The organism is Streptomyces sp. NPDC007907, from assembly GCF_042959365.1.
Taxonomy (GTDB): domain Bacteria; phylum Actinomycetota; class Actinomycetes; order Streptomycetales; family Streptomycetaceae; genus Streptomyces; species Streptomyces indiaensis.
Genome location: NZ_JBIBKR010000003.1, coordinates 579,533 through 605,899, shown reverse-complemented (window position 1 = coordinate 605,899; position 26,367 = coordinate 579,533). Strand labels below are relative to the sequence as shown.

The window sequence follows — 26,367 nt, the reverse complement described above, 5'->3', positions numbered from 1 at the left end:
CAACAGACGCCGTCCGCACCGCGACGGCCCAGTAGACGTCCCCCGGAGAAGCCCGCCGATGACCACCGCTCCCTCGACCACCACGGACGAGGCCCCGCAACCAGCCGCCCCGGCACCGTCGAGGAGCAGCTGGGCCTCCCTGCGCCCGCTGATCCTCCGCCTGCACTTCTACGCCGGGGTGCTGGTGGCGCCGTTCCTCCTGATCGCCGCCGTCACCGGCCTGCTCTACGCCGGCGCCTTCCCGGCCGAGAAGCTCGTGTACGACCATGAGATGACCGTCCCCGCGGGCGAGCGGAAGCTGCCGATCAGCGAGCAGGTCGCCGCCGCGCGCAAGGCCCACCCCGAGGGCACCATCTCGGCCGTGCGTCCCTCGCCCGAGGCCGACGCGACGACCCGCGTGATGCTGTCCGGCGTCCCGGGCGTCGACGAGGGTCACACGCTCGCGGTGTTCGTGGACCCGTACACCGCGAAGGTGCGCGGCTCCCTCGAACAGTACGGCTCGACCGGCGCGCTGCCGCTGCGCACCTGGATCGACGAGTTCCACCGCGACCTGCACCTCGGGGAGCCGGGGCGGTTGTACTCCGAGCTGGCCGCCAGCTGGCTGTGGGTGATCTCGGCGGGCGGGCTGGTGCTGTGGTTCTCCCGCCGCCGCGCCCTGCGCAAGGTACGGGGCACGAAGGGGCGGCGTCGCACCCTCGGACTGCACGGCACGATCGGCGTGTGGGCCGCGATCGGCTTCTTCTTCCTCTCGGCGACCGGCCTGACCTGGTCCGCCTACGCGGGGGCCACCATCGACGAGCTGCGCACCTCGCTCGGCCAGGCCACCCCGTCGGTGTCGGCGGCCGCCGGCGGTGAACACGGCGGCCACGGCTCCGCAGCGGGGCAGGCGGGCGACGCCGCGCACGGCGTGGGCCTGGACAAGGTCCTGTCGGCCGCACGGGCCGAGGGTCTGGGCGACCCGGTGGAGATCGTGCCGCCCGCCGACGCGAACTCGGCATATGTCGTCAAGCAGGTGCAGCGCAGCTGGCCCACCAAGCAGGACGCCGTCGCGATCGACCCGGCCGACGGGCAGGTCACCGACGTGGTGCGCTTCGCCGACCACCCGGTGCTCGCGAAGCTCACCCGCTGGGGCATCGACCTGCACACCGGCGTCCTGTTCGGCCTGGCCAACCAGATCGCCCTGATGCTGCTCGCGCTGGCCCTGATCCTGCTGATCGTCTGGGGCTACCGCATGTGGTGGCAGCGCGGCCGGGGCAGTGCCTTCGGCCGTCCCGTCCCGCGCGGCGCCTGGCAGCAGGTACCGCCGCAGATCCTCGTACCGCTGATGGCGGGCATCGCCGTACTCGGCTACTTCCTGCCCCTGTTCGGCATCCCGCTGGCGGCCTTCCTCGCCGCCGACATCCTGCTGGGGGAGATCGCCCACCGGCGGGGGAAGCGGTCGTACGGGGCGCCGGCCGGGTAGCGGTCCCGCGGAGCCACGGATGCCCGGCTCCGTACGGAGCCGGGCATCTCCCTGGGGAGGTGCGGGTCAGTGCGGGCCGAAGTCACCCGCGAGCGCCGAGGCGATCCGCAGGTGCGACTCCGCCTCCTCGTGCCGGTTCTGCCGCTGGAGCGTACGGCCGAGCATCAGCCGGGCGTAGTGCTCCACCGGGTCCCGCTCCACGATCGTCCGCAACTCGCTCTCGGCGCGCCGCAGTTGAGCCGAGTGGTAGTAGGAGCGCGCCAGGAGCAGCCGGGGCCCGGTCTGCTCGGGCACCTCCTCGACCAGCCCGACCAGGACGCGCGCGGCGGCGGCGTAGTCCTTGGCGTCGAAGAACAACTGCGCACGCTCCCAGCGCTCGGCCGGGGTTCCGTGGGCGTAGTACGTCGTGTCCTGCGTCGTCGTGTCGTGGGTCGTGTTCACTCGGTGCCTCCTTCGGGGCCGTCAACCGAGCCCCCCGGCCGCTTATTCCGCCGGTCGGAGCGTGGCCGGGGCCGGAGGGCGCGGTGCCCTCCCCGCACCGCACGACCTAGCGGGTCAGGGCGGTCAGCTCGGCGCCGGCCCGCTCCGTGATCAGGCTCAGCACCCGGCCCGTGACGGCCAGGTCCTCCGCCGGGATCCCGTCGTAGACCCGGGCGGTGAGGGGCGCCGTCTCACGGGTGGTCGTGGCGTACAGCTCCCGCCCGGCGTCGGTGATCCGCAGGTCGGACGCCCCCTCCGGGGCCAGCCACTGGGCGGCGATCAGCTGGTCGAGCACGCCGTGCACCTCCGACGCGTCGATCTTCAGCGCGCCGGTGACACCGTCGACGAGCTGCTCGCGCCCGACCGGGCCGTCGGCGACGGCGGCGAGCCGGAGGGTGACGGACTGCTGGAAGGTGATGCCGTGCCGGGCCAGCACGTTCTCGAGGAGGGCGCGGCCGGCGTAGTGGGCCAGGGCGATGACGCGGGGGTCGGCGAGGGGCGTGGTGGTCATGACTGCTCCGTCTCGTTCCGGATGGAGGGATCAAGGGGTGCGTCGAGCAGGGCGGTCAGCTCGCGCTTGAACTCCCGGGTGCGCGCGCTGTCGAGACCGCCGAGTGGGTCGAGGAGCTGCTGGAGGAGTGTGTGGACGACCTCGATCGCCTGACGGGTGACCTCGGTGCCCCGCTCCGTGAGGGCGAGCTGCACCGCGCGCGGGTCGCGCGGGTCCCGGGTGCGCTCCAGGAGGCCGGCCGTCTCCAGGGCGCGGGCCAGCTTCGACACGTAGAGCGGTTCGAGCCCGGTGCGGTCGGCGAGCCGGCGCTGGCTGGGCCGTTCGCCGGAGCGCTGCATGCCGTGCAGCGAGGCGACCAGTGAGTACTGCGCGTGGGTGAGCCCCAGCGGGGCCACCGCGCGGTCGACCGCGACCCGCCATTTCATCGACAGCCGCCACACCAGGAACCCGGGCGTCGCGCCCTCGTAACCGTCGCTCATGAGGAATACCATACATGGCTACTATATCCATGGCTACTAAATGAGGGTGGTCGGTGAGCGCGGCCGCGGAGCGGCCCGAACCCGACGCTGACGCAAACCGTCGCGCCGGACTAGGTTGGGCGTCATGAGCAATCTTGAGCGCGAAGCGGCCCCTTCCCTGTGCGGCGGCCGTGGCTTCGTGGTGGCGGAGCCGGTGCGTGAACTCCTCAGCCCCCGCCGGGTGAAACTGGGCGAGTCCAGCGAGGTCCGCCGGCTGCTGCCCAACCTCGGCCGTCGCATGGTCGGAGCCTGGTGCTTCGTCGACCACTACGGGCCCGACGACATCGCCGACGAGCCCGGCATGCAGGTCCCGCCGCACCCCCACATGGGTCTGCAGACCGTGAGCTGGCTGCACGAGGGCGAGGTGCTGCACCGCGACTCCACCGGCAGCCTCCAGACGATCCGCCCGCGTGAACTGGGACTGATGACCTCCGGCCGGGCCATCAGCCACTCCGAGGAGAGCCCGCGCTCGCACGCCCGCTTCCTGCACGGCGCGCAGCTGTGGGTCGCGCTCCCCGACAGCCACCGCCACACCGACCCGCGCTTCGAACACCACGCCGGTCTCCCGGTCGTCACGGCGCCCGGCCTCACGGCCACCCTGATCCTCGGCGACCTCGACGGGGCGACCTCGCCGGGCACCGCGTACACACCGATCGTCGGGGCCGACCTGGCCCTGACCCGAGGCACGGACGTCCGCCTGCCCCTCGAACCGGACTTCGAGTACGCCGTCCTGTCCATGTCGGGCGAGGCCCACGTCGACGGCGTCCCGGTCCTGCCCGGCTCCATGCTCTACCTCGGCTGCGGCCGCAGTGAACTGCCCCTGCGGGCGGAGTCGGACGCGGGCCTGATGCTCCTGGGCGGCGAACCGTTCGAGGAGGAACTGATCATGTTCTGGAACTGGATCGGACGGACGCAGGGGGAGATCGAGCAGGCGCGGCGGGACTGGATGGAAGGGACCCGGTTCGGGGAGGTGAAGGGCTACGACGGGCACCCGTTGCCGGCTCCGGACCTGCCGGCGACGCCTCTGAAGCCGCGGGGGAGGGTGCGCTGATCCGCAGAAACGGCTGATTGGTGAGTGACGGGTGATGACTCGCCGCCGTGCGTTGTCTTGCGCCGTTCCATCGTGCGCTCTACCGGGTCGGTCCTGATGACATCGGGGCCCACCGCGCCTTGGTGGCCGTCGGCGCCGACGAGCATGGAGGCCGGGTCCTCGGGTGCTACGCGCTCGTCCTCGCCATCGGTGAAGCCCACCCTGAAAACAGTCGGCGGCGGGGAGCACCTGCCTCGCCGTCGCCTTGTGAAGAAGAAGGGCGCAACCGCTTGATCACCCTCGGCCGAGCCTCATGGGCGATCCAGCCCTTCGTTCCGGGCCGGATGTCGGCGCGTTTTGGCTAGCGGCTTCCGTCACGCCGTTATAGCGTTGTGATCAGCAGTCGTGGTTCCGAAGTTCCGTTCGCCCGTGATCGCCATCACGGGCGTTCTTGCTGTTCAGCGCCTCTCCGGACCAGGGCGATCACCTCCCGGTCGCGCAGGGTGCGTGTCCGGTTTCCCGCAAAGGAGCCAGCCATGGCCAAGGGCACAGTGAAGTGGTTCAACAGCGAGAAGGGCTTCGGCTTCATCGAGCAGGAGGGCGGCGGCCCCGACGTCTTCGCCCACTACTCCAACATCGCCAGCCAGGGCTACCGCGAGCTGCAGGAGGGCCAGAAGGTCGAGTTCGACGTCACGCAGGGCCAGAAGGGCCCGCAGGCGGAGAACATCCGCCCCGCCTGATCGCGCGCCTCAGTCAGGGCCCGGCATCCCGGCTTCGGGAGGCCGGGCCCTGCTGCCGCAGTGGTCAGCAGTCTCCATGGGGTCACCTTTGGGGTCACCTTCTCTGAGGGTCGGCGACAGCGTTTTCGCTGCGGGGCGCGTACTCGCCGTGCGCTCGGAGATGGTCGAGCAGCAGGTGGCTCAGCGGCTCGGGCGCTTCCTCGGGGATCCAGTGGCTGACGCCTTGGAGGATCTCGAATCGGTACGGCCCCTTGACCCATCGCTCGGTCTCCTGCGCGGCTGCCGGGCCGAACGCGCTGTCGTCCGTGCTCCAGACGTACAGCGTGGGAACGTCGATGACGCCGATCGCGCCGTCGGGGCGGCCGGCGCGGTACCAGTTCAGCGCAGCGGTGAGAGCGCCAGGCCGGGACAGGTGACGCACATAGGCGTCCGCGCTGTCTTGCGGGACCTTTCCGGCGTAGAAGTCGCGAAGCTCTTGGGCGCCGTGGGCCAGCATGCGCTCTTCGGTCGCGGGCGTTTCGCGCCAGTCGATCATGTAGTGCGAGCGACTGCGCTGGTCCTCATCCGTGCGCAGGGTGGTGGCCAGGGCGCCGGGGTGCGGGGTCGAGACGACCGTGAGGGTGCGCACGCGGCCGGGGTGGGCATCAGCCGTCCACCAGGCCACCGCGCCGCCCCAGTCGTGGCCGACCAGGTCGAACGTTTCCCAGCCCAGTTCCTCCGTGATCGCGACGACGTCGTCGACGAGATGGCTGATCCGATAGTCCTCGGGCCGCTGGGGGCGGGCCCCGGGTGAGTACCCACGCTGGTCGGGTGCCACCACCCGGAAGCCGTGCGCGGCCAACGCCTCGATCTGCCGCCGCCACACCACCCCCGTCTGCGGGAATCCGTGCAGCAAGAGCACCGGGCGGCCCCCGGCGGGACCGGCCGCGATCGCGTCGAACACGCCCGCATGCGTGGAGATGCTCAGCTGAGTCACGATCCACCCCTTCGTACCGACTGGTCGGTACCCTTGCGGTGAGGAGAGGGGCTGTCAAGAGGCCGCGACGGTTGAACCTGACGTCGAATTCAAATATAACCGGTCGGAAGGCCGATACCTGTCACCCCTGCGGCCATGACATGTCCTCGGATCACCCGAGGAGACGGTCAGAGCCATATCCGCACGGCAGTTGGCGTTCGGCACCGTCTACCGGCAATCGAGCCCGGCTCACGGAGCTCGGAGTTTCGGCACCGGAGTCCCCGGACGCACCGGACCGACAGGAAACAGCGAGGCGACATGAGGGAAGCAGTCATCGTTTCGACGGCACGGACGCCGATCGGAAAGGCCTACCGCGGCGCGTTCAACGACACCCAGGCGCAGGAACTCGCCGCCCACGCCCTTTCGCACGCGGTGCGGCGCGCCGGTCTCGAGGGAGGCGAGGTCGAGGACGTCCTCTTCGGCTGCGCCGTGCAGCAGGGGTCCTCCGGTTTCAACGTGGCGCGTCAGGCCGCTCTGCGGGCCGGACTTCCGGACACCGTGTCGGGGATGTCGATCGACCGGCAGTGCTCGTCGGGTCTGATGGCCGTAGCGACGGCCGCCAAGCAGATCGTCACGGACGGCATGCAGGTCGCCGTCGGCGGCGGTGTCGAGTCGATCTCCCTGGTCCAGAACGACCACATGAACACCCATCGCATGACGGATCCCTGGCTGGTCGAGCACAAGCCGGCCATCTACCTGCCGATGCTGCAGACGGCGGAGATCGTCGCCGAGCGCTACGGCGTGAGCCGGGAGCGCCAGGACGAGTTCGCGCTGCTGTCACAGCAGCGCACCGCGGCGGCGCAGGAGGCCGGCCGGTTCGACCAGGAGATCGTCGCGCTCAGCAGCGTCAAGAAGGTCCTCGACAAGCAATCCGGGCACGTACGGGACGAGGAGGTCACCCTGACCCGGGACGAGGGCAACCGCGCGTCGACCACCCTCGACGGCCTGGCCGGCCTGGCACCGGTGCTGCCCGACGGTCAGGTGAGCGCGCACTCCAGCGTGACGGCGGGCAACTCCTCGCAGCTGTCGGACGGGGCGTCGGCCTCGGTGCTGATGGAGGCGAAGGAGGCCGAGCGCCGCGGCCTGGAACCGCTGGGCGTCTACCGGGGTATGACCGTCGCCGGGTGCGCGCCGGACGAGATGGGCATCGGCCCGGTCTTCGCCATACCGAAGCTGCTGAAGCAGCACAACCTCACCATCGACGACATCGGCCTGTGGGAACTCAACGAGGCCTTCGCCTCCCAGGCGCTGTACTGCCGCGACGAACTGCACATCGACCCGGAGCGGTTCAACGTCAACGGCGGCGCGATCTCGGTCGGCCACCCGTACGGCATGACCGGCGCCCGACTGGTGGGGCATGCCCTCATCGAGGGCAAGCGCCGCGGCGTTCGGTATGTGGTGATCTCCATGTGCATCGGCGGCGGAATGGGCGCAGCCGGACTGTTCGAGGTCGCCTGAGCATGGACACGTTGTCGAACGAGGTGGAAAAGACCCGGAACGCGGTCCTGGTGGACTTCGGCGGTGTCATCACCTCCAGTGTGTTGCGGGCCTTCACTGAATTCGGCGCCTCGCTCGGGGGCGATCCGCGCCTTCCGCTGGACCTCCTGAGCCGGGATCAGCCCTCACGCACCCTGCTGGCCGACCACGAGTGCGGCCGTATCGACGCCCCGGCCTTCGAGCGGGGATTCGCCGAACGCCTCCGTGTCCATGGCGCGGAGGTGTCGGCCGAGGGGCTCACGGCCCGGATGCAGGCGGGAATGTCGATCGACGGGGACATGCTCGCGCTGCTCGGTGAGGTGCGAGCCGCCGGTCATCCTGTCGCGTTGGTGTCCAATGCGTTCGGCACCGGGACCTACGACGGCGTCGACCTCGCGGCCGTCGCCGATGTGGTCGTCATTTCGTCCGAGGCCGGTATCCGCAAGCCTTCCCGACGGATCTACGCGATCGCGTGTGAACGCCTCGGCATCGACCCCGAGGAGGCGGTCATGATCGACGATCTGCAGCAGAACCTCGACGGAGCGGCACGGATCGGAATCGGAGGCGTACTGCACACCAGCGCCGCCGACACCCGCCGCCAACTCGCCGAACGCTTCGGGATCGCTGCCTGACCGATACCCATCGATTGACCGGCCGGACGCGCTGAGGTCGGTCATCCGGCCACACCGCCCGAGGACTTGATGGCCAAGCCGGGCAAAGTCACCTCGTCGGCGAGGGTGCGGCCGCACCATCACCTGCTCACATCCCGGAAGGCAGCACCGCCCCATGACCAGCGTTTTCGATCCTGTGTGCCGCCACGCGGCCGTCACCCCCGACAACATCGCACTGCGCGGTGCCACGGATCAGTGGACCTACCTTCGGCTTCGGGACGCGACCATGCGGTACGCGGGCGCCCTGGCAGCAGCCGGCCTGGTTCCGGGGGACCGGGTGCTGCTCGCCGCGCCCTCGGTGCCCGAGTTCGTGGTGGCCTACCTGGGGATCCAGGCGGCGGGCTGTGTCGTGGTGCCGGTCAACACGATGTCCACCCGGGCCGAGGTCGAGTACGTCCTCGGCGACGCCGGATGCTCCTTGGCGATCGCATGGCACGCCCTGGGCCCCGCTGTCGCGGAGGCGGCCGCGGCGCTCTCGGTGCCCTCCTGGGAGTTGTCCCCGGGCACGCCGGTCGGCGCTGCCCCTGCCGACGTCGTCGACCGTGACCGCGACGAGACGGCGGCCATCCTGTACACGTCGGGCACCACCGGGCGGCCGAAGGGGGCCCAACTCACCGTCGGGAACCTGCTGTCCGCCGGGGAGATCGGCGCCGAGTGCAGCCGAGCGTCGAGCGCCGACCGCACCGGCACCGGACTCCCGCTGTTCCACGTGTTCGGCCAGGCATCGGTCATGATGGCGACCTTGACCGTGGGCGGCTCGATGTCGTTGCTGGCCCGATTCGACCCGGCGTCGATGCTGGAGATGCTGCGCCGCGACCGGCTCACCATCATGGCCGGCGTACCGACCATGTGGAACGCGATGCTGCACGCGGCGGGTGATGCGAACCCGGCGGACTTCGCCGGGCTCCGTGTCGCCGTCTCCGGCGGCGCGTCGCTTCCCGGGGAGATCGCCCGGGCCTTCGAGGCCCGCTTCGGCTGCACGATCCTCGAAGGGTATGGGCTCACCGAAACCACCGCGTTCGGCACCTTCAACGACCTCGACCGCGGCGCCAAGACGGGGTACACCGGCAGAGCGGTACCGCGGACGCGGGTGCAGGTGTGTGACGACAACGGCAACGAGTGCCCGCCGGGTACCGTCGGCGAGGTCCGCATCAAGGGGCCCACGGTGATGCGCGGCTACTGGAACCGCCCCGCGGACACCGCCGCGGCCATCTCCGCAGATGGCTGGTTCCGCACCGGCGACCTCGGTGAAACCGACACGGACGGCGACCTGCGCATCGTCGACCGTGTGAAGGACCTGATCATCCGCGGCGGCTACAACGTCTACCCCGGCGAGGTCGAGGAAGTCCTCTACGAGCACCCCGACATCGTCGAGGCAGCCGTGATCGGCGTTCCCGACGACCACTACGGCGAGGAGGTCGCCGCGCTCGTCGCCGCCCGGCCCGGTGCGGACCTCTGTGCCGCCGAGGTGTCGAACTGGGCACGAGAGCGGCTGTCCGCCTACAAGATCCCGCGCATCGTCCGGTTCGTCGACGCGCTGCCCAAGGGGCCGACGGGGAAGATCCTCAAGCGGTCCATCGACCGTAGCGCTCTGACCCGCGACACCGCCCTCGGTGACCTTGCCGTCCGCCGCCCCTGAACCCACGGGAAACCCGGACATCAGCCTGCTCCGTCTGCCCTTGGGGATTCATGACTATGGCGTCGGATTCAAGTAAAGTCGCGGGGATGGACACTACTGCGCCCGAGGAGACCGACAGCGAGCAGGCACCGCCCGTGGCGCCCTTCTCGCAACTTCGCGAGCCGCCCACGACGCAGCGCGGAGCGCGGACCCGGGCCGCTCTGGTGAAGGCAGCGCGCAAGGTGTTCGAACGGGACGGTTACCTCGACACCCGCCTGACCGACATCACCAAAGAGGCCCGGTGCGCGGCGGGATCCTTCTACACCTACTTCGCCAACAAGGAAGAGGTGCTCGCCGCCGTCCTCCTGGAGGCGCAGGAGGACATGATGCACCCCGGCATGGGCCGGGTGCAGGGCACCGACGATCCCCATGCGGTACTCGAGGCGAGCAACCGCGCCTATCTCGCGGCGTACAAGCGGAACGCGAAGCTGATGGCACTGCTTGAGCAGGTCGCCCAAGTGGAGCCGGAGTTCCGTGAGTTCCGAAGGCGGCGCGGGGACGCGTTCATCCGCCGCAACGCCCGCGGTATCGCCGACCTGCAGGCGCGGGGTGTCGCAGACCGTGAGGTCGATCCGATGATGGCGTCCCGTGCGCTGTCCGGCATGGTCAGTGTCATGGCTTACAACGCCTTCGTGCGCAGTGAAGAGCAAGAAGAAGACGCGCCGGTGGACTTCGAGGAACTCGTGTCCACGGTCACCCGCCTGTGGGCGAACGCCCTGCGGTTCCCCGGCCACCGCTGATCCGCCCGCCTCGCAGCCGCTCGTACCCCTGGGGTCGGGCGGCTTCTTCATGGGGTCCGTGCGGCCGGCTATTGAACTTGACGTCGGATTCAATTATACAGGTCGGACGCATCGCACGCCCCGTCAACGGAGAGGGTTGCCGTGAACCTTGCAGACAGAGTCGCCATCGTCACCGGTGGGGGCGGCGGCATCGGCAGCGCGCTGGTCGCACGGCTCGCTCGCGAGGGCGCCCGGGTCGTAGTCGCAGACCTCGACGCGGAGGCCGCTCGGGCGGTGTCGGAGACAGTCAACGCCGGCCATCGGGGCACCACCGTCAGCGCCGGAGCGGACGTGTCGGACACCGAGCAGATCCAGCAGGTGATCGACCTGGCGGAGAGCGCCTTCGGTCCGGTCGACTTCTACTTCGCGAACGCGGGCATCGGCGGCGCGCTCGGCCTCGACGTGAGCGAGGAGGACTGGGATCGCTCGATCGACGTCAACCTGCGAGCCCACATCCGTGCGGCAAGGCTGCTGGTACCCCGGTGGCTCGAGCGCGGTGAGGGCTACTTCGTCAGCACGGCTTCGGCGGCCGGACTGCTCACCCAGGTCGGCTCCGCCACGTACGCCGTCACCAAGCACGCGGCCGTCGCCTTCGCCGAGTGGCTGAGTGTCACCTACGGCGACCGCGGCGTTCGGGTCAGCTGTCTGTGCCCGATGGGCGTGAACACCAGGATGCTGACCGCCGGGGAGGACTCCGGGGACGCGCTGGGAAGAGCCGCGACGCGGGCCGTCACCTCCGCCGGTGACGTCCTGGAGCCGGCCGAAGTCGCCGACGCCGTCCTGGCCGCCATCGAGGACGAGCGCTTCCTCGTCCTGCCGCACGAAGACGTTCTCGAGATGTACCGGCAGAAGGGCTCGGACTACGACCGCTGGGTACGCGGGATGCGCCGCTACCAGAGCTCCCTGCTGGCGCAGGCATGACCGGCGCGCCGGGCGAGCTCGTCCTCGCCGAACGCCGCGGGCAGGTGCTGCTGGTCACGTTCAACCGGCCCGCCAAGCTGAACGCCTGGACCGACGAACTCGAGGACCGCTACTTCACGCTGCTCGACGCCGCCGAGGACGATCGGGACGTACGTGCCGTCGTGGTCACCGGCGCGGGACGCGGATTCTGCGCCGGAGCCGACCTGCAACGGCTAAAGGCGGTCGGCGAGGTCTCCGAGGCGGGCCGGGCCCGGCGCCGTCCCCGGGACCTTCCGCGGACCCTGCGCAAGCCGCTGATCGGAGCGGTCAACGGAGTGGCCGCCGGCCTCGGCATGGTGGAGGCGCTCTACTGCGACCTCCGCTTCGGCTCGCCCTCGGCCCGGTTCACCACGGCATTCGCGCACCGTGGGCTGATCGCCGAATACGGGATCTCCTGGCTGTTGCCCCGGCTGGTGGGGCACAGCCGAGCAACGGACCTGCTGCTGTCGAGTCGCATGGTGGATGCCGAGGAGGCCTTCCGTGTCGGACTCCTCGACCACCTGGTCACCACCGGCAGCGTGGTCGATGCCGCTGTCGCGTACGCCGCCGATCTGGCGGAGCGCTGCTCTCCGGCATCCATGGCCACCATCAAGAGGCAGCTGAGCAACGACGCGGACGGCACCTACGCCGATTCCGTGACCCGGGCGGAGGGCCTGATGCTCCAGGCCTTCGGCGGGTCCGATGTCGTCGAAGGCGTGGCCAGTCACCTGGACAAGCGCTCGCCCGACTTTCCCTCCCTACCCGTCAGGAGTTCGGATGTCCCTGTTTGATGTGTCGGATCGTGCCAAGAAGTACCGGGCGGATCTGCTCGCGTTCATGGATGAGCACATCTACCCCGCCGAGGCGGTGTACGACGAGCAGATGCGCGCGTCGGGCGACCCGCACTTCCACCCGCCGATCCTCGAGGAGCTCAAGGCGGAGGCGCGCAGGCGCGGACTGTGGAACCTGTTCCACCCGCACCCGGAGTGGGGCCCCGGCCTGACGAACCTCGAGTACGCGCCGCTGGCGGAGATCATGGGCCGCAGTCACATCGCCTCCGAGGCGTGCAACTGCAACGCGCCCGACACCGGCAACATGGAGGTGCTCACCCTCTTCGGCACCGACGAGCACAAGGAGAAGTACCTCAAGCCGCTGCTCGACGGGACGATGGCCTCGGCCTTCGCGATGACCGAGCCGCGTGTCGCCAGCTCCGATGCCACCAACATCGAGCTGCGGATGGAGCGCGACGGCGAGGAGTACGTGCTCAACGGCCGCAAGTGGTTCGCCTCGAACGCGATGCACAAGAACTGCAAGGTGCTCATCGTGATGGGCAAGACCGACCCCACGGCGGCCCCGCATCGCCAGCAGTCGATGATGGTCGTGCCCGTGGACGCCCCCGGCGTCACCGTGGTCCGCAACCTCCCGGTGTTCGGGTACGCGGACCGCGAGGGCCATGCGGAGATCATCTTCGAGAACGTCCGGGTGCCGGCCAAGGACCTCCTCAAGGGCGAGGGCGAGGGTTTCGCCATCAGCCAGGCCCGGCTCGGGCCCGGCCGCATACACCACTGCATGCGGGCCATCGGCGCGGCCGAGCGGGCACTGGAACTGATGTGCCGGCGCGCACAGTCACGGGTGACCTTCGGCAGCCCGGTCGCCGAACGGTCGAACATCCAGGACTGGATCGCGGAAGCGCGGATCGACATCGAGATGATCCGCCTGCTCACGCTCAAAGCCGCGTATCTGATGGACACGGTCGGGAACAAGGAAGCGCGTACCGAGATCGCGGCCATCAAGGTGGCCGCCCCCGACATCGCGTTGAAGATCGTCGACCGCGCGATCCAGGTGCACGGGGGAGCGGGAGTGACCGACGACTTCCCCTTGGCGATGATGTACGCCCATCTGCGGACGCTGCGGCTGGCTGACGGTCCCGACGAGGTTCACAAGCGGGCCATCGCCAAGCAGGAACTGCGGCGGTACCGCGACGCGGCGGCGGTGAACTGAGATGGCAGGACTCGACCTCACCGGTCGTACAGCCGTCGTCACCGGGGCCTCGCGCGGTATCGGGCTGGCGGTGGCCCAGTCCATCGCCGAGGCCGGCGCAAACGTCGTCCTCACCTCCCGGACCCAAGAGGCGGCGGAGGCCGCCGCGGCCCAGGTCAAGGGCACAGCGGTCGGCGTGGGAGCGCATGCGGTCGACGAAGAGGCGGCCCGGCGCTGTGTGGATCTGACGCTCGAGCGCTTCGGCAGTCTGGACATCCTCGTCAACAACGCGGGGACCAACCCGGCCTTCGGGCCGGTCATCGACCAGGACCACGGCCGGTTCGCGAAGACCTTCGACGTGAACCTGTGGGCGCCCCTCCTGTGGACGGGTCTGGCCACGCGGGCCTGGATGGGGGAGCACGGCGGGGCGGTCGTCAACACCGCGTCGGTGGGCGGCATGGCCTCCGAGGCGAACATCGGGCTGTACAACGCCTCGAAGGCCGCGCTGATCCATCTCACCAGGCAACTGGCCCTGGAACTCTCGCCGAAGGTCCGCGTCAACGCCGTGGCACCGGGGGTGGTGCGCACAAAGCTGGCCGAGGCTCTGTGGAAGGAGCACGAGGAGGAGGTGTCCGCCTCGGTGGCGCTGGGCCGCATCGGGGAGCCTGCCGACATCGCGTCCGCGGTGGCCTTCCTCGTCTCGGACGCCGCGAGTTGGATCACCGGCGAGACGATGGTGATCGACGGCGGCCAACTGCTCGGTGATGCGCTCCCGTTCAGGCAAGGAGCCGGTATCGGTGTCTAGCGCGGACATCGTCGGAGTCGACGCCGGGGCGGTGGGCCGCTGGTTCGCCTCCCTCGGCGTCGACTTCGCCGGACCCTTGGCCTTCGAGCGGATCGGGCTGGGCCAGTCGAACCTGACGTATCTCGTAAAGGATCAGGACGGCCACAGATGGGTGCTGAGGCGCCCACCGCTGGGTCACCTGCTGGCGTCGGCGCACGACGTGGCCCGCGAGGCGCGGATCATGACCGCCCTGGAAAGCACCGCCGTCCCGACTCCGCGGGTGCTCGGGCTGACCGACGACCCCGCCGTGACCGACGTCCCGCTGCTGCTCATGGAGTTCGTGGACGGCCAGGTCGTCGACACGATGGCGATCGCGCGGTCGTTGACGCCCGAACGTCGCCGGGCGATCGGGATGTCGTTGCCGCGGACTCTGGCGAAGATCCACGCGGTGGATCTCCAGATGACCGGGCTGACCGGTCTCGCCGGCCACAAGCCGTACGCGCAGCGTCAGCTCAAGCGCTGGTCGGCCCAGTGGGAGAGGTCCAGGACCCGCGAGCTGCCCTCCCTGGAGGACCTCACCCGGCGCCTCGTCGCGGCCGTCCCCGAGCAGCGCGAAGTGACCCTCGTGCACGGCGACTTCCATCTGCGCAACGTCATCACCTCCTACGACACCGGGGAGGTGACCGCGGTGCTCGACTGGGAACTGTCGACGCTGGGGGATCCGCTCGCGGACCTCGGCAGCCTGCTGGCCTACTGGCCGGCCAAGAGCGAGAACACCTCGGGCGACTTCGCCGCGACCGCTCTCGACGGCTTCCCGACCCGTGAGGAACTCGTGGCGGCCTACTCGGCGGCGTCGGGACGCGACCTGACGGCGCTGGGCTACTGGCACGCGCTGGGACTGTGGAAGGTCGCGATCATCGCGGAGGGCGTCATGCGCCGCGCGATGGACGAACCGCGGAACAAGGCCGCGTCCGGGACCCCGACCGCGGAGCGCATCGACGCACTGGTGACGAAGGCCCACGACGTCGCGGACACGGCAGGTGTCTGAACCGCTCGCCCGCACACGGGACCTTGACACTCACATACACAGAAAAGGAGCGGTGATGAGCCGAGCAGTCCTCGCGCGTACGCCGATCGGTAAGGCGTGCATGGGTGCGGCAGAGCTGATCGGGGTGGTGTGGTGAACCCCGCCGCGCTGTTCGACGTCAGTGGAAAGACCGTGGTGGTGACCGGCGGTTCACGCGGAATCGGGCTGATGATCGCGCACGGTTTCGTGGCGGCCGGGGCTACGGTGATCATCAGTTCCCGCAAGGCCGACGCGTGCGAAAAGGCGGCAGCGGAGTTGAACGCACTGACGTCCGCCGGCGCCGGAACCTGTCTGGCGCACCCGGCGGACCTGTCCACCACCGAGGGCCTGGAGAGCCTGGCCGAGCGGGTCGCCGAGGTCGCGCCGCGGCTGAATGTCCTGGTCAACAATGCGGGAGCCGTCTGGGGTGCGCCGCTCGGCGAGTTCCCCGACTCGGGCTTCGACAAGGTGCTGAACGTCAACGTCAAGGCCGTCTTCTCGCTGACGCAACGCCTGCTTCCGCAACTGCGGGCGGCCGCCACCGCGGAGGACCCCGCGCGAGTGATCAACATCGGGTCGATCGACGGGCTCGTGGTCTCCGCGTCCGACAACTTCTCCTACGTCGCGAGCAAGGCGGCGGTGCACATGCTGACCCGCAAGACGGCCGCCACACTGGCGAGTGATCACATCACTGTCAACGCCCTTGCGCCGGGCCCGTTCCCGACCAAGATGATGGCGCACGCCCTGGACGACCCCCAGTCGCGGGACGCCGTGGTCGAGCGGGTGCCCCTCGGCCGCGTCGGCACTCCCGAGGACATCGCGAGTTCCGCGATCTTCCTCGCCTCCCGCGCGGGCGCCTACCTGACCGGCACGGTGATTCCCGTGGACGGCGGGATCTCCGGGACGCGGTGACCGGTCGCAGGTGAAGTGATCCGCGCCCCGCGCAAGCCCCTCCACACCCTCCTGAAAGGCGGTTCGGCGGCGATGAGCTGGTTCGACGACAGGCCGTGGACGGCGCAGTACCGAGAGCGGGTCGCCCACTGCCGTGAGCGCCTGGCCGCCTGCAAGGCCCCCCGGACCGTCAGTGTCCGGGGCGAGCTGCCCAAGACCACCGGCGGCAAGATCCTGCGCCGCGAACTGCGCGGGAAGACGTCCGCGTGACGAGTGAGAGGAGCCGAAGCATGACCGGCCTGCCAGAGGTCCTGGCCCTCGACGAGACCGGGCCGGACCGGTTCCGGTCAGGTCCGATCCCCAGCGAGTGGGCGCGGACGTTCGGTGGTCAGATCGCCGCCCAGTCGCTGATGGCAGCGGCGCGCACCCTCGACCGGTCGTACTCGGCCCACTCGCTGCACGGTTACTTCCTGCGGCCCGGCCGCCCGCACGAGCCGACCGGCCATCTGGTCGAGCGGCTCCGCGACGGCGGCAGCTTCTGCACCCGCCGGGTGACCGCGCTCCAGGCGGGGGAGGCGATCTTCACGGTGACGGCGTCGTTCCATCGCGGGGACGAAGGGTTCTCCCACCAGGTGGACATGCCGGCCGTGCCGGCGCCGGACGACATCCCGGAGTCCGACCGCATCAACGGCTGGGGCATGCCACGGCCCGCGGAGTGGAGCCACTGGGAGATGCGATGGGTGCCGGGGGGCGAGAGGGGCCACGTCCCGGGGGCGCCGGCCTGCCAGCGGATGTGGATCCGGTACGGACGCCCGCTGCCGGACGACGGTGCCGTCCACGCCTGCGCACTGACCTATCTCAGCGACATGGCGCTGCTGGGCTCCGCGCGGCTGCCGCATCCCCCAACCGCCGTACAGGGGGCGTCGTTGGACCATTCGCTGTGGTTCCTGCGCCCCTTCCGCGCGGACGAGTGGCTGCTGTACGACCAGGTCTCCCCTTCGGCCGAGCACGGCCGGGCGCTCACCCGCGGAAGGCTGTTCGATACGGGCGGGCGTCTGGTGGCCGCCGTCGCGCAGGAGGGACTCATGCGCTTCGACCGGCCGCGTCCGACGGAGGGCGGTGACCGGGAAATCTCCCTGTCACCCCCCGCTTCAACTGTCCCCGACCCGCGTTGACGACGCGGAAGACCCCGGCATGCCCTGGGACGAGATCGCGCATCGACGTGGTCCACATCACGGGGTACGGCTTCCCGACGTACGGCGGCGTACCGATGTTCTACGCCGAAAGGGTGGGTGCCGCCCAAGTCCTCTCCGCTCTCAGGCGGTTCCACGGAGATGAGGGTTCGGAGCCCGCGTCGTTGCTGATGCGGATGGCTGACGAGGCCGGGTCATTCAACTGACGCCACCATGGCCGGGGTGGGATCCGGCGGTCCCGCGGTCCTGGCTCGGTGCCCCAGACCCCTGGGGACCGGCCCCGCTCAGCCCGTCGTAACCCTCTTGCCCGCCGTGCCGCGCGCCGGACAGGGCCGCGGCCCCTGCCGGGTTTCAATAGGCTTACCGGGTCAGCAGGAGACATCGGCGACCGAGTACGCGGTGGTGTCCAGCGGTGGAGAAGCCGATGACGGAACTCAGCGAAAGCCACGACGATCCGTTCGCCCCGCACCTCGCTGGCTTGGTGGTGCTCGACGACCGGGGAGTAGTGGTCGGGTGGAACCGGCGGGCTCAGGAGCTGCTCGGCCATTCGGACACAGCCGTGATCGGTCGTCCGGCATTGGAGGTGCTGGTCGATCCTCCTGATCTGCCGGCTGTCACCGAGGCCGCGGCGAAGTGCAGGAGAGCCGGTGGCTGGTTCGGCGTGCTCACACTGCGCCACCGCGACGGGCAGCTCGTGGAGCTGGGGCTCAGGGCCCATGAGCTGTCACGCGGTGACCGGGGACGTGAGTGGTTTGTCGCGGGGGCACCCGCGGGTGACGTCCTCGAATGGCAGAGGGACCGGGCGGTCCTCGACGGGTTGTACCGCCAGTGCCCGATCGGCTTGGTCATTCATGGCCCCGACCAGAGGATCCTCCGGGTCAACCGGGCCATCGAACGGTTCAGCGGCGTCCCGGCAGCGGACTTCCGGGGGCTGTCCACCGGCCGGTTCCTCCTCGCCGACGACGCGCGCAAGGCTGTGGACCGTGTGCGCCAGGTGATGCAGACCGGAAGACCCCTGGTCTACTCCGAGCAGTTCGTCCGCCTGGAGCAGGATCCGGCACGAGAGCGGGTCGCGTTGGTCTCGTCCTTCCGGATGGAGGATCCCTCCGGCCGTGTCCTGGGTGTGGCCGAGATGATCGAGGACATCACCGAACGCCATCGGGCCCAGCGTCGGCTCGCGCTCCTCGACCAGATGGGCAGCCGTATCGGAACCACGCTCGACGTGGCCGAGACCGCCCGGGAACTGGCCGAAGTGATGGTGCCCCACCTCGCCGACCATGTGTCGGTGGACCTGCTTCAGGCGGTGACGCGCGGTGAGGAACCGACGCGCGCCGTGGCAGGGCCCGTGGTCCGGCTGGGGACCTGCGGCGTTGGTGCCCAGCAACCCGGCCCGCCCCACCCCGAGGGCCACCCCGTGGAGTTCGGGCCCGACACACCACAGGCCGGATGTCTGGCCGAGGGACGGCCCGTGCTGGAGCCGGTTCTGCCGCCCGACTGGGTGTCGGCGGCGGGCCGTCAGGGGGCCCAGGCTCCGGACCTGGGCGCCCACTCCCTGATCGTGGTACCTCTTGCCGCGCGCGGCCTGGTGCTCGGTGTGATGACCCTGTGGCGCTCGCGCCGCCCCGATGCCTTCGAGACGGACGATCTCACCCTCGCTCAGGAACTCGCCTCGCGCGCCGCCGTCGCCATCGACAACGCCCGGCGCTTCACCCAGCAGCAGCAGACCGCGTTCACCTTGCAGAGCAGCCTTCTGCCCCGGACGGTTCCGGACCAGTCGGCCGTCGAGGTGGCCCTGCGGTACCTGCCGGCCAGCGCGGGCCCGGGCCTGGGCGGCGACTGGTTCGACGTCATTCCCCTGTCCGGGGCCCGGGTCGCCCTCGTCGTCGGCGACGTGGTGGGACGCGGCATTCATGCTGCCGCCACCATGGGCCGGCTGCGCACCGCCGTCCATACGCTCGCCAGCCTTGACCTGGAACCGGACGAGGTCCTCTCCCGCCTCGACGACCTGGTCGACCTGCTGGCGGCCGAACACGAAGCCGTCGGCGAGCGACCCGTGGGTGAGCAGGTCGTCGGCGCCACGTGCCTGTACGCCGTCTACGACCCGGTCTCCGGACGCTGCTCCGTGGCCCGTGCCGGTCATCCGCCGCCGGTGGTGACTGCCCCGGATGGACAGGTGGCGCTGCTCGACCTGCCGGCCGGCCCACCGCTGGGCCTGGGCGGTCTGCCGTTCGAGACCCGGGACATCGAACTGGCCGAGGGAAGCCTGCTGTCTCTGTACACCAACGGGATCATCGGCGAGCGCCACATCGATGCCGACGCCGCCCTGACGAAGCTGTGCGCAGCGCTCGCCCGTCCTGCGGGCGCGCTGGAACGCACCTGCCAAGCGGTGATCGACGCGCTGGTGCCCTCGCGCCCCAGCGACGACGTCGTACTGCTGATCGCCCGTACCCGCATGCTGCCACGGGCCGACGTCGCCTCCTGGCATCTGCCGCCAGAGCCTGCCAGCGCCGGCCGGGCCAGGGCGTTGACCTCGGCCAAGCTGACCGAGTGGGGTCTGGAACACTTGGCGTTCACCACGGAGTTGATCGCCAGCGAACTGGTCACCAACGTCTATCGCTACGCCGGCGGCCCTGCGACCCTGCGGCTGATCCGTGAGCAGTGTCTGGTGTGCGAGGTCAGCGACACCAGCCACACCTCACCACACCTGCGCCACGCCCGTACGACCGACGAGGGCGGGCGCGGCCTGTTCCTGGTGGCCCGGATGACCGAACGCTGGGGTACCCGCTACACCCGCGAGGGCAAGACCGTGTGGACGGAACAACCGCTGACCGGCACGCCCGTCTGACCGTCTCGGGCCGCGGCGCGGGAGGCCGCCTGGAGTCGGCCCGCCCGCGCCGCGGTGGTCATTCGGCTGCGGCGAGAAGCCGTGCCTCGCTCTCCTCGTACAGGCGCCGCTGCTCACGGCTGTCGGCGGCACGGCGTCGGTGGTCCAGACGGCTGCCCAGCCAGCCCGCGAGGTAGCCGAACGGGATGGAGACCAGCCCGGTGGACTGCATGGGGAACAGGTCGAAGTCCGCATGGGGGAAGACGGCGGACGGCGTGCCCGAAACGGCCCTGGAGAAGACCATGAGCAGCAACGCGCACGTCGCGCCGCCGTAGAGGGCGGCGAGCAGGCCGGTGCGCGTGAACCCGCGCCAGAACAGGGAGTAGGTGAGCGCGGGTGCCACCGCTGATGCCCCTATGCAGATGGCCAGAGTGGTCAGCACGCCGACGTCCCAGTTCTGCACCGTGGTGGCGAGCCCGATGGCGACGATCCCGACGGCCACGCTCGTCCAAGCCGCCACCGTCATCTCGGTACGGGGCTCGGCCTGTCCCCGCCGCACCGCGTGGGCGAACAGGTCGTGGGCGAGTGACGAAGCCGCGGCCAGGGTCATCCCCGCGACCGACGACAGCAGGGTGATGAACACCATGCCCGCCACGGCCGAGTACAGGATCGCCGCGCCCGCGGAGCCGGGGGCCCCGCCGAGGACCTGGGACAGCATGAGCACCGACGTCCTGCCGTGCGGGTCCGCCGCGGTGATGTGCTGCGATCCCACCAGGGCCGCCGCGCCCGTACCCATGATGATCACGAGCAGGCAGAACGTGGTGACCGTGCCGACCGCCCATGACATGGAGCGCCGCACGGCCGGTACGTCCTGCGCGGAGTACAGGCGCATCGTGATGTGCGGCAGGCAGGCCACGCCGAGGATGATGGTGATCTGGAGACTGACGAAGTCCAGCCGGCCGCCGGTGGACGTGCCGAGCTGCAGGCCCTGCTGAAGGTACGCGGGGCCCGCGCCGCTGCCGTGCTGAGCTGCCCTGAGGATGTCGCCGGGGCTCCAGTCGAAGCGGTTGAGGACGAGAGCGGCGACGACGATGCTGGTGCCGAGCAGGAGCACGATCTTGATCATCTGGATGAGCGCGGTGCCCCGCATACCGCCGATCGCCGCGTAGATGATCATCAAAGTGCCGACGATGACGATGCACGCCGTCCTGGCGCCCGCAGCGTACGGAATGTCCAGGATGAAGGTGAGCAGCGACCCGGCTCCGGAGAGCTGGACGACCAGGAAGGGCAGGGTCGCCGAGAGTGTCACCACGCAGGCCGCGATCCGCACGGCCCGTCCGGACATGTTGCGGGCCAGGACGTCGCCCATGGTGAACCTGCCGGCATTGCGCAGGGGTTCGGCCAGGAGGAACATCAGCAGCACCAGGGACAGCGCGGTGCTGACCGCAAGGACGTAGCCGTCGTATCCGGTGAGCGCGATGATGCCGGTGGTGCTCAGCACCGTGGCGGCGGAGATGTAGTCGCCCGCGATCGCCAGGCCGTTCTTGAGCGGGGTGAGCGACAGGTAGCCGGTGTAGAAGTTCGCCAGGTCGTCGCGGTCCGGTCCCGCCATGACGCACATCAGCAGCGTGACGGTGACCAGCGTGGTGAACAGAACCAGGATGATGGCCTGCGTCCCGGAGCTGAAGTCGTTCATCTTGCCATCCCCGCGTTCCGGCCGGTCGGGACCGCACGCTCCCGGACGGCGCGGGCCAACGGATCCACGGAGCGTTGTGCGCTGCGCCCGTACCAGAAGACCGCCGCGAAGGTGACGACGAGTTGAAGGATGCCCAAGGCCATGCCCAGGCTCAGCTCACCGGTGACCTTGGATCCCATCAGACCGGGCGCGTAGCAGGACAGGACGACATACACGACGAAGGAGCCGAGCGCGGTGAGGGTGGAGATCCGGCGGAGCAGGCGGTAGGCCGAGCGGAGGGCGGTGAGGTCGGCGTCGTCTCGATGGGGCTCGTGCGCGTAGGGGGCGTCCCAGGGGGCTTGCCGACCGTACGAGTCGTATCGCGCGGCGTCGTGCCCGTACGGCTCCGGCCACGGGTTCTGTCCGTACGTCTCGTGTCGAGGGGGGATCCCGTAGGACTGTGCTGGGGGTGGGTACCGGTTCTCGTCGGCGTATGTCATTGCCTGGCCTTCCACTACGGCTCGGATCCTTGCGGCAAACGGGAAAGAGTGCTTCAGGCGGCGCACCATACCGACTGGTTGGAATGCCTGTAAGTCCGCCGTAGGTCACATTTCGGCGTTGATGTGATCCCCTGGGCGCGGAAGCATGGGATACATCACAGGCAGTTATGTTGTGCACAATTTAATTGCTGGCTAGCGTCTGAGGTCAGGAGAACCCACACAGGGAGGCAGCACGATGGATCCCGTCCGCTACGAGCATTACCGTCCCGTCGAACGCCCGACCTATCAGGAAGAGTTGGACGCCGTGGTCGCGCAGGTGGCGCAGCGCACCCGCGCCTCGGTCGATCGTGAGGCCGTCGGCCGCGCCGTCCGTACGGCCCACGGAAAGACCTACGGCCTGCTGAAGGCCACTGTCACGGTCGGTGACAATCACGGCTTCCACGGGCAGGGCATCTTCGCCCGGCCCACCGAGTACGACGCCGTCGTCCGCTACTCCAACGGTCTGGGCCACCAGCGTCCCGACCATCAGCTGGGCGCGGCGTGCGGGATGGGCATCAAGCTGTTCGGGGTCCCCGGGCCCTCATTGCTGGCCGACGAACCCGACACCGGTACCTTCGACCTTAACCTGATCAACAACGACGTCTTCTTCGCGAACACGGCCTATGACTACATGGTCATCGAGGACCTGTTCGCGGAGCTGCCCGAGGCCCTGGTGAACCCCGCCCGCCGCAAGACCTGGATGGCGGAGTTCCTGACCCGCCGGGGCACGCTCACCGACCCTGACGGCTGGCTGTGGGACGAACTGTTCGCCATGCTCTCGTTCACCACCGTCCCCCGCAGAAACCTGCTGTCGTACACCTACAACAGCATGGGTGCCTTCCGGTACGGCGATCACATTGCCAAGATCCGCACCGTGCCGACGGCCGAGTCCCTGGCCGCTCTCAAGCACCAGATCGTGGACGTGCGCGCGGACAACGAGGCGTTTCGCCGCACCCTCGTTGCCGAGGCCGCGGAACGGGACCACTCCTTCGAGCTCCAAGTGCAGCTGAACACCGATCTGGCCCGTATGCCGGTGGACAACACTTCCGTGAAGTGGCCCGACGAGTTGTCCCCCTGGGTGACCGTCGCCCGTGTGGACCTTCCGCGTCAGGACATCGGCGGGGACGACAACGTGACGGCCGCCGACGCCACGTCGATCACACCGTGGCGCTCACGAGAGGAGCACCGGCCCATCGGCGAGATCCAGCGGGTGCGGCAGGAGGTCTACCGGCGCTCGTCCATCGAGCGGCACCGCATCAATGGACAGCAGCGGCGCGAACCGGTCAGCAGCGCGCACGTGCTCGGCTGAGCCGGCCGAGCCGCGTCCCGTCACCTGTGCCGACCGTGCTCGGCCACCGCACTGGCTCGACGGCCGGCCCCGGCGCTTCCCTCGACGAGGGCGAGGAACCGGTCGTCGACGGGACTCCGGTGCGCGGTGGGCGGGTTGCCGGGCGGACGGAAGCCGTCAGCGGGCCAGTGCGCCCAGGAGCTGCCAGGTGCGTCGGCGGTCGGCCTCTCCGGCGATCTCGGTGCTCGAGAACACCACCTCGGTGGCGCCGGCGTCGCGATAACGGCGTACCTCGGCCTCGACCGTCTTCTCGTCGCCGATCACGGCCAGATCGGCGGCCCGCCTGCCGCCGGAGAGTCCGATGACCCGCGCGTAGGACGGGATCTGCTCGTAGAAGGCCAGGTTCTCGACGGCCTTGGCCCGCACCGCGTCGACGTCGTCGGTGACCACGCCGGGCACCAGGGCCACGATCCTGGGGGCGGGACGGCCGGCGGCCTCGGCCGCGGCGGTCACGGCGGGGACGATGTGTTCCGCCAGGGCGCGCGGTCCCGCCAGGTAGGGCAGGATCCCGTCCGCCAGCTCACCGCTGACCCGCAGGGCCTGCGGCCCCATCGCGGCGACCAGCACGGGGACACCGCTCTCGGCACCCGGCACCCGGGCGGAGATCGGGGTGGTGGCGGTGAGCAGCTCGCCGTGGAAGTCGGCCGTGCCGGTCTCCGTCAACTGCCGCAGGGCGGTGAGGAATTCACGCAGCCGGGCGATGGGGCGTTCGAAGGGCAGACCGAAGCCGGTCTCCGTCAGGAGTCTGGTACCCAGGGCCAGCCCGAGGTGGTAGCGACCGTGGGTCGCGGCCTGGGCGGTCTGGGCCTGGCTGGACACCAGCAGCGGGTGGCGGCCGAAGACGGGGATCGCGGAGGTGCCGACCTGCAGTCCGGGCACCTCGCGTCCGACGATCGCCGCGAGCTGGGGTGAGTCCGCGCCGAAGGTTTGCCCGAACCAGGCCGATGCGAGTCCCGACTCCGAGGCCTCGCGGGAGAGTTGCACGGTGGCATCGATCTGGTTCGGCGCGTCGGACGCGTTGAGCGCTACTCCAACAGTCATGTCGGTCAGAACGACCGCGGGCCGAACCCGCATTCCGGCCGTGTGTGACAGCTTCTTGTCAGTCATGTGTACAGGACCCGGCGCCGCGCGGGGCCCGCCGTCCAGCGGCGCGTCCGAGATGCGGGACGGACCTCTTGACGCCGGTGCCCGACGGATCGACACTCACTGAGGTAATCCCAGTGAAGAGGTAGGGAAACATGAGGCGTCTGGAACCGGTCACCGTCCGAGTGAGCCGTCCGCCTCTCCTTCTCACCTCCCGCCGCCACATCGACCTGCAGCGCGTCTGCAGCGCGATCAGGTCCCAGGGCTGAGCCGCGCCCATCCCGCGCCGACAGCGTCCCCCTTCCCTGAGGTTTCGTCCTGTCCGGTGCGCACGGGTGAGCCCTGCTCCCTCGTCCGACGTCGCTTCCGCCGCGCGTACGTCCGCGCCCGCTCCCGGGGAGAACCATGACCGTCACACCGCTGGCCGCCCACGCGTCCGACCGCCCCGTACCGGCCTTCCGCGGCCGTATCGGCAGGGACGCGCGCAGCGGCCACTACGCCGTTCCCGGCCGCTACCGCCTCCATCTGTCGACCGCATGTCCGGACGGCCTGCGCATCGCCGTCGCCCACAGCCTGCTCGGCCGGGACACCGCCTGTCCGGTGACCCTCCTGCCCGCCGTGCCCGACTCTCCCGACGGCGGGCACTCGGCCCTGCGTTCGCTGTACGAGGCGAGTGCCCACCGGTACACCGGTCCGGCCGTCGCGCCCGTGCTCAGTGACGACTGGTCCGGACGGATCGTCAGCACCCACGCCCCGGACATCATGCGCGACCTCGCCCGCCGCTTCGCCACCGGCGGCCCCTCGCTCTATCCGTGCGGCGCGGAGTCGGAGATCGAGGCCGTCGAGCGGATGTGCGCGCAGGGCGTCGAACAGGCCGCGCAGCGCGCCGGATCGGCCGACGGCGGACCGGCCGACCGCGAGGCGGCTCTTGGCGTACTGCTGGACGCACTGGGCGCGCTGGAGCGCTGGCTGGTCGGGCGGACGTACATGATCCGCGACGACGTCACGGCCGCCGACGTCGAGTTGTGGGTCGCCCTGGTCCAACTCGACACCGTGCACCGCAACCATCTGGACGCCTCCGCCGTCCAGCGCATCGCCGACCACCCCACCCTGTGGGCCTACGCCCGCCGTCTGACCACCCACCCGGCCTTCGGCACCCACCTCGACCTCGGCGGCATCGAACGCCGCCACCACGACCGCTGCCACGGCCTGGAGGCCGCCGGGGCAGCCGTACAGATCCTGGACTGGGCGGCACACGCGGCCCGTTGACCGTTCCACCTGGTGGACCGGCGTTGACATTCGTTCGGGCCGTTGTCTTAACTACGGGCCAGAACGGTCATGAGCGTCAGCGACAAGCCCTGGCTTGCTGACCGGCAACCCTCGCATCGCGGTGGGGTGCCCCAGGTGAAGACCGGACCGAAGATGTTTCGGTAAGCGCGAGGCCCACAGGGCCGGAAGAGTGACGGTGACGCCATGTACGCAGCTCCCAGGACGGCCGCACGCCGCCCCCAGGGCTGCGTACGGTCGTACCCGAACCTGCTCGTCGCCGATCGTGCCGTCGATCTGCTCCGCGTGAACAGCGCACTGTGTACCGCACCGGGCCGTGCCCGCTGCCGGGGCTGACACCTCCCCGCAGCCCCCGCCTTCCCTGACGACCACCGCTCACTCGGTGTGCCGTCGTCCTC

Annotated in this window: 26 protein-coding genes and 1 riboswitch; of the genes, 19 read left to right on the top strand and 7 right to left on the bottom strand. The window is 70.0% G+C overall.

What is annotated here, in order from left to right; translation table 11 throughout:
- Nucleotides 1–58: 58 nt before the first annotated feature.
- On the top strand, nt 59–1,462 hold the full coding sequence (locus ACFZDI_RS14175) for a PepSY domain-containing protein (RefSeq protein WP_391250396.1): 1,404 nt from the start codon (nt 59–61) through the stop codon (nt 1,460–1,462).
- Nucleotides 1,463–1,528: 66 nt separating this feature from the next.
- Here ACFZDI_RS14175 and ACFZDI_RS14170 read toward each other — a convergent pair whose 3' ends face one another.
- From ACFZDI_RS14170 to ACFZDI_RS14160, 3 genes are all read right to left on the bottom strand, one after another.
- Nucleotides 1,529–1,903, bottom strand: coding sequence for a tetratricopeptide repeat protein (locus tag ACFZDI_RS14170; protein ID WP_391250394.1), 375 nt, complete (start codon nt 1,901–1,903; stop codon nt 1,529–1,531).
- Nucleotides 1,904–2,009: 106 nt separating this feature from the next.
- A complete protein-coding gene (locus ACFZDI_RS14165) occupies nt 2,010–2,453 on the bottom strand; it encodes a MarR family transcriptional regulator (RefSeq protein ID WP_391250392.1) in 444 nt (147 codons plus the stop codon).
- A complete protein-coding gene (locus tag ACFZDI_RS14160; RefSeq protein ID WP_391250390.1) occupies nt 2,450–2,932 on the bottom strand; it encodes a MarR family transcriptional regulator in 483 nt (160 codons plus the stop codon). The genes ACFZDI_RS14165 and ACFZDI_RS14160 overlap by 4 nt, the downstream gene beginning before the upstream one ends.
- A gap of 124 nt (nt 2,933–3,056) precedes the next feature.
- On the opposite strand from ACFZDI_RS14160, the gene ACFZDI_RS14155 reads away from it, so the two are divergent.
- The gene (locus tag ACFZDI_RS14155) at nt 3,057–4,022 is read left to right on the top strand and encodes a pirin family protein (RefSeq protein WP_234749769.1); all 966 of its coding nucleotides are present in this window, start codon (nt 3,057–3,059) and stop codon (nt 4,020–4,022) included.
- A 515-nt stretch (nt 4,023–4,537) separates the two neighbouring features.
- Nucleotides 4,538–4,741, top strand: coding sequence for a cold-shock protein (locus ACFZDI_RS14150; RefSeq protein WP_014670069.1), 204 nt, complete (start codon nt 4,538–4,540; stop codon nt 4,739–4,741).
- A 94-nt stretch (nt 4,742–4,835) separates the two neighbouring features.
- Here ACFZDI_RS14150 and ACFZDI_RS14145 read toward each other — a convergent pair whose 3' ends face one another.
- Nucleotides 4,836–5,708, bottom strand: coding sequence for an alpha/beta fold hydrolase (locus ACFZDI_RS14145; RefSeq protein ID WP_391251115.1), 873 nt, complete (start codon nt 5,706–5,708; stop codon nt 4,836–4,838).
- A 306-nt stretch (nt 5,709–6,014) separates the two neighbouring features.
- On the opposite strand from ACFZDI_RS14145, the gene ACFZDI_RS14140 reads away from it, so the two are divergent.
- From ACFZDI_RS14140 to ACFZDI_RS14080, 13 genes are all read left to right on the top strand, one after another.
- Nucleotides 6,015–7,214 (top strand): acetyl-CoA C-acyltransferase, encoded by a 1,200-nt coding sequence (locus ACFZDI_RS14140; protein WP_391250387.1) that lies wholly within the window; start codon nt 6,015–6,017, stop codon nt 7,212–7,214.
- A gap of 2 nt (nt 7,215–7,216) precedes the next feature.
- Complete coding sequence (locus ACFZDI_RS14135; protein ID WP_391250385.1) at nt 7,217–7,864, top strand: HAD-IA family hydrolase; 648 nt, start codon at nt 7,217–7,219, stop codon at nt 7,862–7,864.
- 154 nt (nt 7,865–8,018) lie between these two features.
- Nucleotides 8,019–9,542, top strand: a complete 1,524-nt coding sequence (locus tag ACFZDI_RS14130; RefSeq protein ID WP_391250383.1) for an AMP-binding protein — start codon at nt 8,019–8,021, stop codon at nt 9,540–9,542.
- Between the two features lie 86 nt (nt 9,543–9,628).
- Nucleotides 9,629–10,321: a TetR/AcrR family transcriptional regulator gene (locus tag ACFZDI_RS14125; RefSeq protein ID WP_358563708.1), complete on the top strand. Its 693-nt coding sequence runs from the start codon at nt 9,629–9,631 to the stop codon at nt 10,319–10,321.
- Between the two features lie 141 nt (nt 10,322–10,462).
- Nucleotides 10,463–11,281 (top strand): SDR family NAD(P)-dependent oxidoreductase, encoded by an 819-nt coding sequence (locus tag ACFZDI_RS14120; protein ID WP_391250381.1) that lies wholly within the window; start codon nt 10,463–10,465, stop codon nt 11,279–11,281.
- Nucleotides 11,278–12,090, top strand: coding sequence for an enoyl-CoA hydratase-related protein (locus ACFZDI_RS14115; RefSeq protein ID WP_391250379.1), 813 nt, complete (start codon nt 11,278–11,280; stop codon nt 12,088–12,090). The genes ACFZDI_RS14120 and ACFZDI_RS14115 overlap by 4 nt, the downstream gene beginning before the upstream one ends.
- Nucleotides 12,077–13,300 (top strand): acyl-CoA dehydrogenase family protein, encoded by a 1,224-nt coding sequence (locus ACFZDI_RS14110; protein WP_391250376.1) that lies wholly within the window; start codon nt 12,077–12,079, stop codon nt 13,298–13,300. The genes ACFZDI_RS14115 and ACFZDI_RS14110 overlap by 14 nt, the downstream gene beginning before the upstream one ends.
- Before the next feature lies 1 nt (nt 13,301).
- A complete protein-coding gene (locus tag ACFZDI_RS14105) occupies nt 13,302–14,084 on the top strand; it encodes an SDR family oxidoreductase (protein ID WP_234749784.1) in 783 nt (260 codons plus the stop codon).
- The gene (locus ACFZDI_RS14100; RefSeq protein WP_391250374.1) at nt 14,077–15,111 is read left to right on the top strand and encodes a phosphotransferase; all 1,035 of its coding nucleotides are present in this window, start codon (nt 14,077–14,079) and stop codon (nt 15,109–15,111) included. Before ACFZDI_RS14105 ends, ACFZDI_RS14100 begins: the two co-directional genes overlap by 8 nt.
- A 132-nt stretch (nt 15,112–15,243) precedes the next feature.
- Nucleotides 15,244–16,041 carry an SDR family oxidoreductase gene (locus tag ACFZDI_RS14095; protein ID WP_391250372.1) on the top strand — a complete coding sequence of 266 codons (798 nt, stop codon included), beginning with the start codon at nt 15,244–15,246 and terminating at the stop codon, nt 16,039–16,041.
- A gap of 72 nt (nt 16,042–16,113) precedes the next feature.
- Nucleotides 16,114–16,290 carry a hypothetical protein gene (locus tag ACFZDI_RS14090; protein WP_391251161.1) on the top strand — a complete coding sequence of 59 codons (177 nt, stop codon included), beginning with the start codon at nt 16,114–16,116 and terminating at the stop codon, nt 16,288–16,290.
- Nucleotides 16,291–16,310: 20 nt separating this feature from the next.
- Complete coding sequence (locus tag ACFZDI_RS14085) at nt 16,311–17,195, top strand: acyl-CoA thioesterase II (protein ID WP_234749789.1); 885 nt, start codon at nt 16,311–16,313, stop codon at nt 17,193–17,195.
- A gap of 442 nt (nt 17,196–17,637) precedes the next feature.
- Nucleotides 17,638–20,058 carry a SpoIIE family protein phosphatase gene (locus tag ACFZDI_RS14080; protein WP_391250369.1) on the top strand — a complete coding sequence of 807 codons (2,421 nt, stop codon included), beginning with the start codon at nt 17,638–17,640 and terminating at the stop codon, nt 20,056–20,058.
- 58 nt (nt 20,059–20,116) lie between these two features.
- On the opposite strand, the gene ACFZDI_RS14075 is transcribed toward ACFZDI_RS14080, so the two are convergent.
- Together ACFZDI_RS14075 and ACFZDI_RS14070 are read right to left on the bottom strand one after the other, a co-directional pair.
- Nucleotides 20,117–21,733: a cation acetate symporter gene (locus ACFZDI_RS14075; RefSeq protein WP_234749791.1), complete on the bottom strand. Its 1,617-nt coding sequence runs from the start codon at nt 21,731–21,733 to the stop codon at nt 20,117–20,119.
- Nucleotides 21,730–22,212, bottom strand: coding sequence for a DUF485 domain-containing protein (locus tag ACFZDI_RS14070; protein ID WP_391250367.1), 483 nt, complete (start codon nt 22,210–22,212; stop codon nt 21,730–21,732). Before ACFZDI_RS14070 ends, ACFZDI_RS14075 begins: the two co-directional genes overlap by 4 nt.
- Nucleotides 22,213–22,447: 235 nt before the next feature.
- Here ACFZDI_RS14070 and ACFZDI_RS14065 point away from each other — a divergent pair, with 235 nt between their 5' ends.
- On the top strand, nt 22,448–23,560 hold the full coding sequence (locus ACFZDI_RS14065; RefSeq protein WP_391250365.1) for a catalase family protein: 1,113 nt from the start codon (nt 22,448–22,450) through the stop codon (nt 23,558–23,560).
- 156 nt (nt 23,561–23,716) lie between these two features.
- Here ACFZDI_RS14065 and ACFZDI_RS14060 read toward each other — a convergent pair whose 3' ends face one another.
- On the bottom strand, nt 23,717–24,640 hold the full coding sequence (locus tag ACFZDI_RS14060; protein ID WP_234749794.1) for an LLM class F420-dependent oxidoreductase: 924 nt from the start codon (nt 24,638–24,640) through the stop codon (nt 23,717–23,719).
- Between the two features lie 197 nt (nt 24,641–24,837).
- Between ACFZDI_RS14060 and ACFZDI_RS14055 the strand changes: the two genes are divergently transcribed.
- Both ACFZDI_RS14055 and ACFZDI_RS14050 read left to right on the top strand, forming a co-directional pair.
- Entirely contained in the window at nt 24,838–24,951 is a 114-nt protein-coding gene (locus tag ACFZDI_RS14055) for a putative leader peptide (RefSeq protein WP_344369967.1), read from the top strand.
- A gap of 136 nt (nt 24,952–25,087) precedes the next feature.
- Complete coding sequence (locus ACFZDI_RS14050) at nt 25,088–25,951, top strand: glutathione S-transferase C-terminal domain-containing protein (protein WP_234749795.1); 864 nt, start codon at nt 25,088–25,090, stop codon at nt 25,949–25,951.
- Between the two features lie 65 nt (nt 25,952–26,016).
- Nucleotides 26,017–26,125: riboswitch (SAM riboswitch) on the top strand.
- Nucleotides 26,126–26,367 lie beyond the last annotated feature (242 nt).

Bases quoted from the DNA above. Each gene is read 5' to 3' on its own strand.
- ACFZDI_RS14175 (WP_391250396.1), top strand. From the start codon at position 59: ATGACCACCGCTCCCTCGACCACCACGGACGAGGCCCCGCAACCAGCC.
- ACFZDI_RS14165 (WP_391250392.1), bottom strand. From the start codon at position 2,453: ATGACCACCACGCCCCTCGCCGACCCCCGCGTCATCGCCCTGGCCCAC.
- ACFZDI_RS14160 (WP_391250390.1), bottom strand. From the start codon at position 2,932: ATGAGCGACGGTTACGAGGGCGCGACGCCCGGGTTCCTGGTGTGGCGG.
- ACFZDI_RS14155 (WP_234749769.1), top strand. From the start codon at position 3,057: ATGAGCAATCTTGAGCGCGAAGCGGCCCCTTCCCTGTGCGGCGGCCGT.
- ACFZDI_RS14150 (WP_014670069.1), top strand. From the start codon at position 4,538: ATGGCCAAGGGCACAGTGAAGTGGTTCAACAGCGAGAAGGGCTTCGGC.
- ACFZDI_RS14140 (WP_391250387.1), top strand. From the start codon at position 6,015: ATGAGGGAAGCAGTCATCGTTTCGACGGCACGGACGCCGATCGGAAAG.
- ACFZDI_RS14135 (WP_391250385.1), top strand. From the start codon at position 7,217: ATGGACACGTTGTCGAACGAGGTGGAAAAGACCCGGAACGCGGTCCTG.
- ACFZDI_RS14130 (WP_391250383.1), top strand. From the start codon at position 8,019: ATGACCAGCGTTTTCGATCCTGTGTGCCGCCACGCGGCCGTCACCCCC.
- ACFZDI_RS14125 (WP_358563708.1), top strand. From the start codon at position 9,629: ATGGACACTACTGCGCCCGAGGAGACCGACAGCGAGCAGGCACCGCCC.
- ACFZDI_RS14115 (WP_391250379.1), top strand. From the start codon at position 11,278: ATGACCGGCGCGCCGGGCGAGCTCGTCCTCGCCGAACGCCGCGGGCAG.
- ACFZDI_RS14110 (WP_391250376.1), top strand. From the start codon at position 12,077: ATGTCCCTGTTTGATGTGTCGGATCGTGCCAAGAAGTACCGGGCGGAT.
- ACFZDI_RS14105 (WP_234749784.1), top strand. From the start codon at position 13,302: ATGGCAGGACTCGACCTCACCGGTCGTACAGCCGTCGTCACCGGGGCC.
- ACFZDI_RS14090 (WP_391251161.1), top strand. From the start codon at position 16,114: ATGAGCTGGTTCGACGACAGGCCGTGGACGGCGCAGTACCGAGAGCGG.
- ACFZDI_RS14085 (WP_234749789.1), top strand. From the start codon at position 16,311: ATGACCGGCCTGCCAGAGGTCCTGGCCCTCGACGAGACCGGGCCGGAC.
- ACFZDI_RS14080 (WP_391250369.1), top strand. From the start codon at position 17,638: ATGACGGAACTCAGCGAAAGCCACGACGATCCGTTCGCCCCGCACCTC.
- ACFZDI_RS14075 (WP_234749791.1), bottom strand. From the start codon at position 21,733: ATGAACGACTTCAGCTCCGGGACGCAGGCCATCATCCTGGTTCTGTTC.
- ACFZDI_RS14070 (WP_391250367.1), bottom strand. From the start codon at position 22,212: ATGACATACGCCGACGAGAACCGGTACCCACCCCCAGCACAGTCCTAC.
- ACFZDI_RS14065 (WP_391250365.1), top strand. From the start codon at position 22,448: ATGGATCCCGTCCGCTACGAGCATTACCGTCCCGTCGAACGCCCGACC.
- ACFZDI_RS14060 (WP_234749794.1), bottom strand. From the start codon at position 24,640: ATGACTGTTGGAGTAGCGCTCAACGCGTCCGACGCGCCGAACCAGATC.
- ACFZDI_RS14055 (WP_344369967.1), top strand. From the start codon at position 24,838: ATGAGGCGTCTGGAACCGGTCACCGTCCGAGTGAGCCGTCCGCCTCTC.
- ACFZDI_RS14050 (WP_234749795.1), top strand. From the start codon at position 25,088: ATGACCGTCACACCGCTGGCCGCCCACGCGTCCGACCGCCCCGTACCG.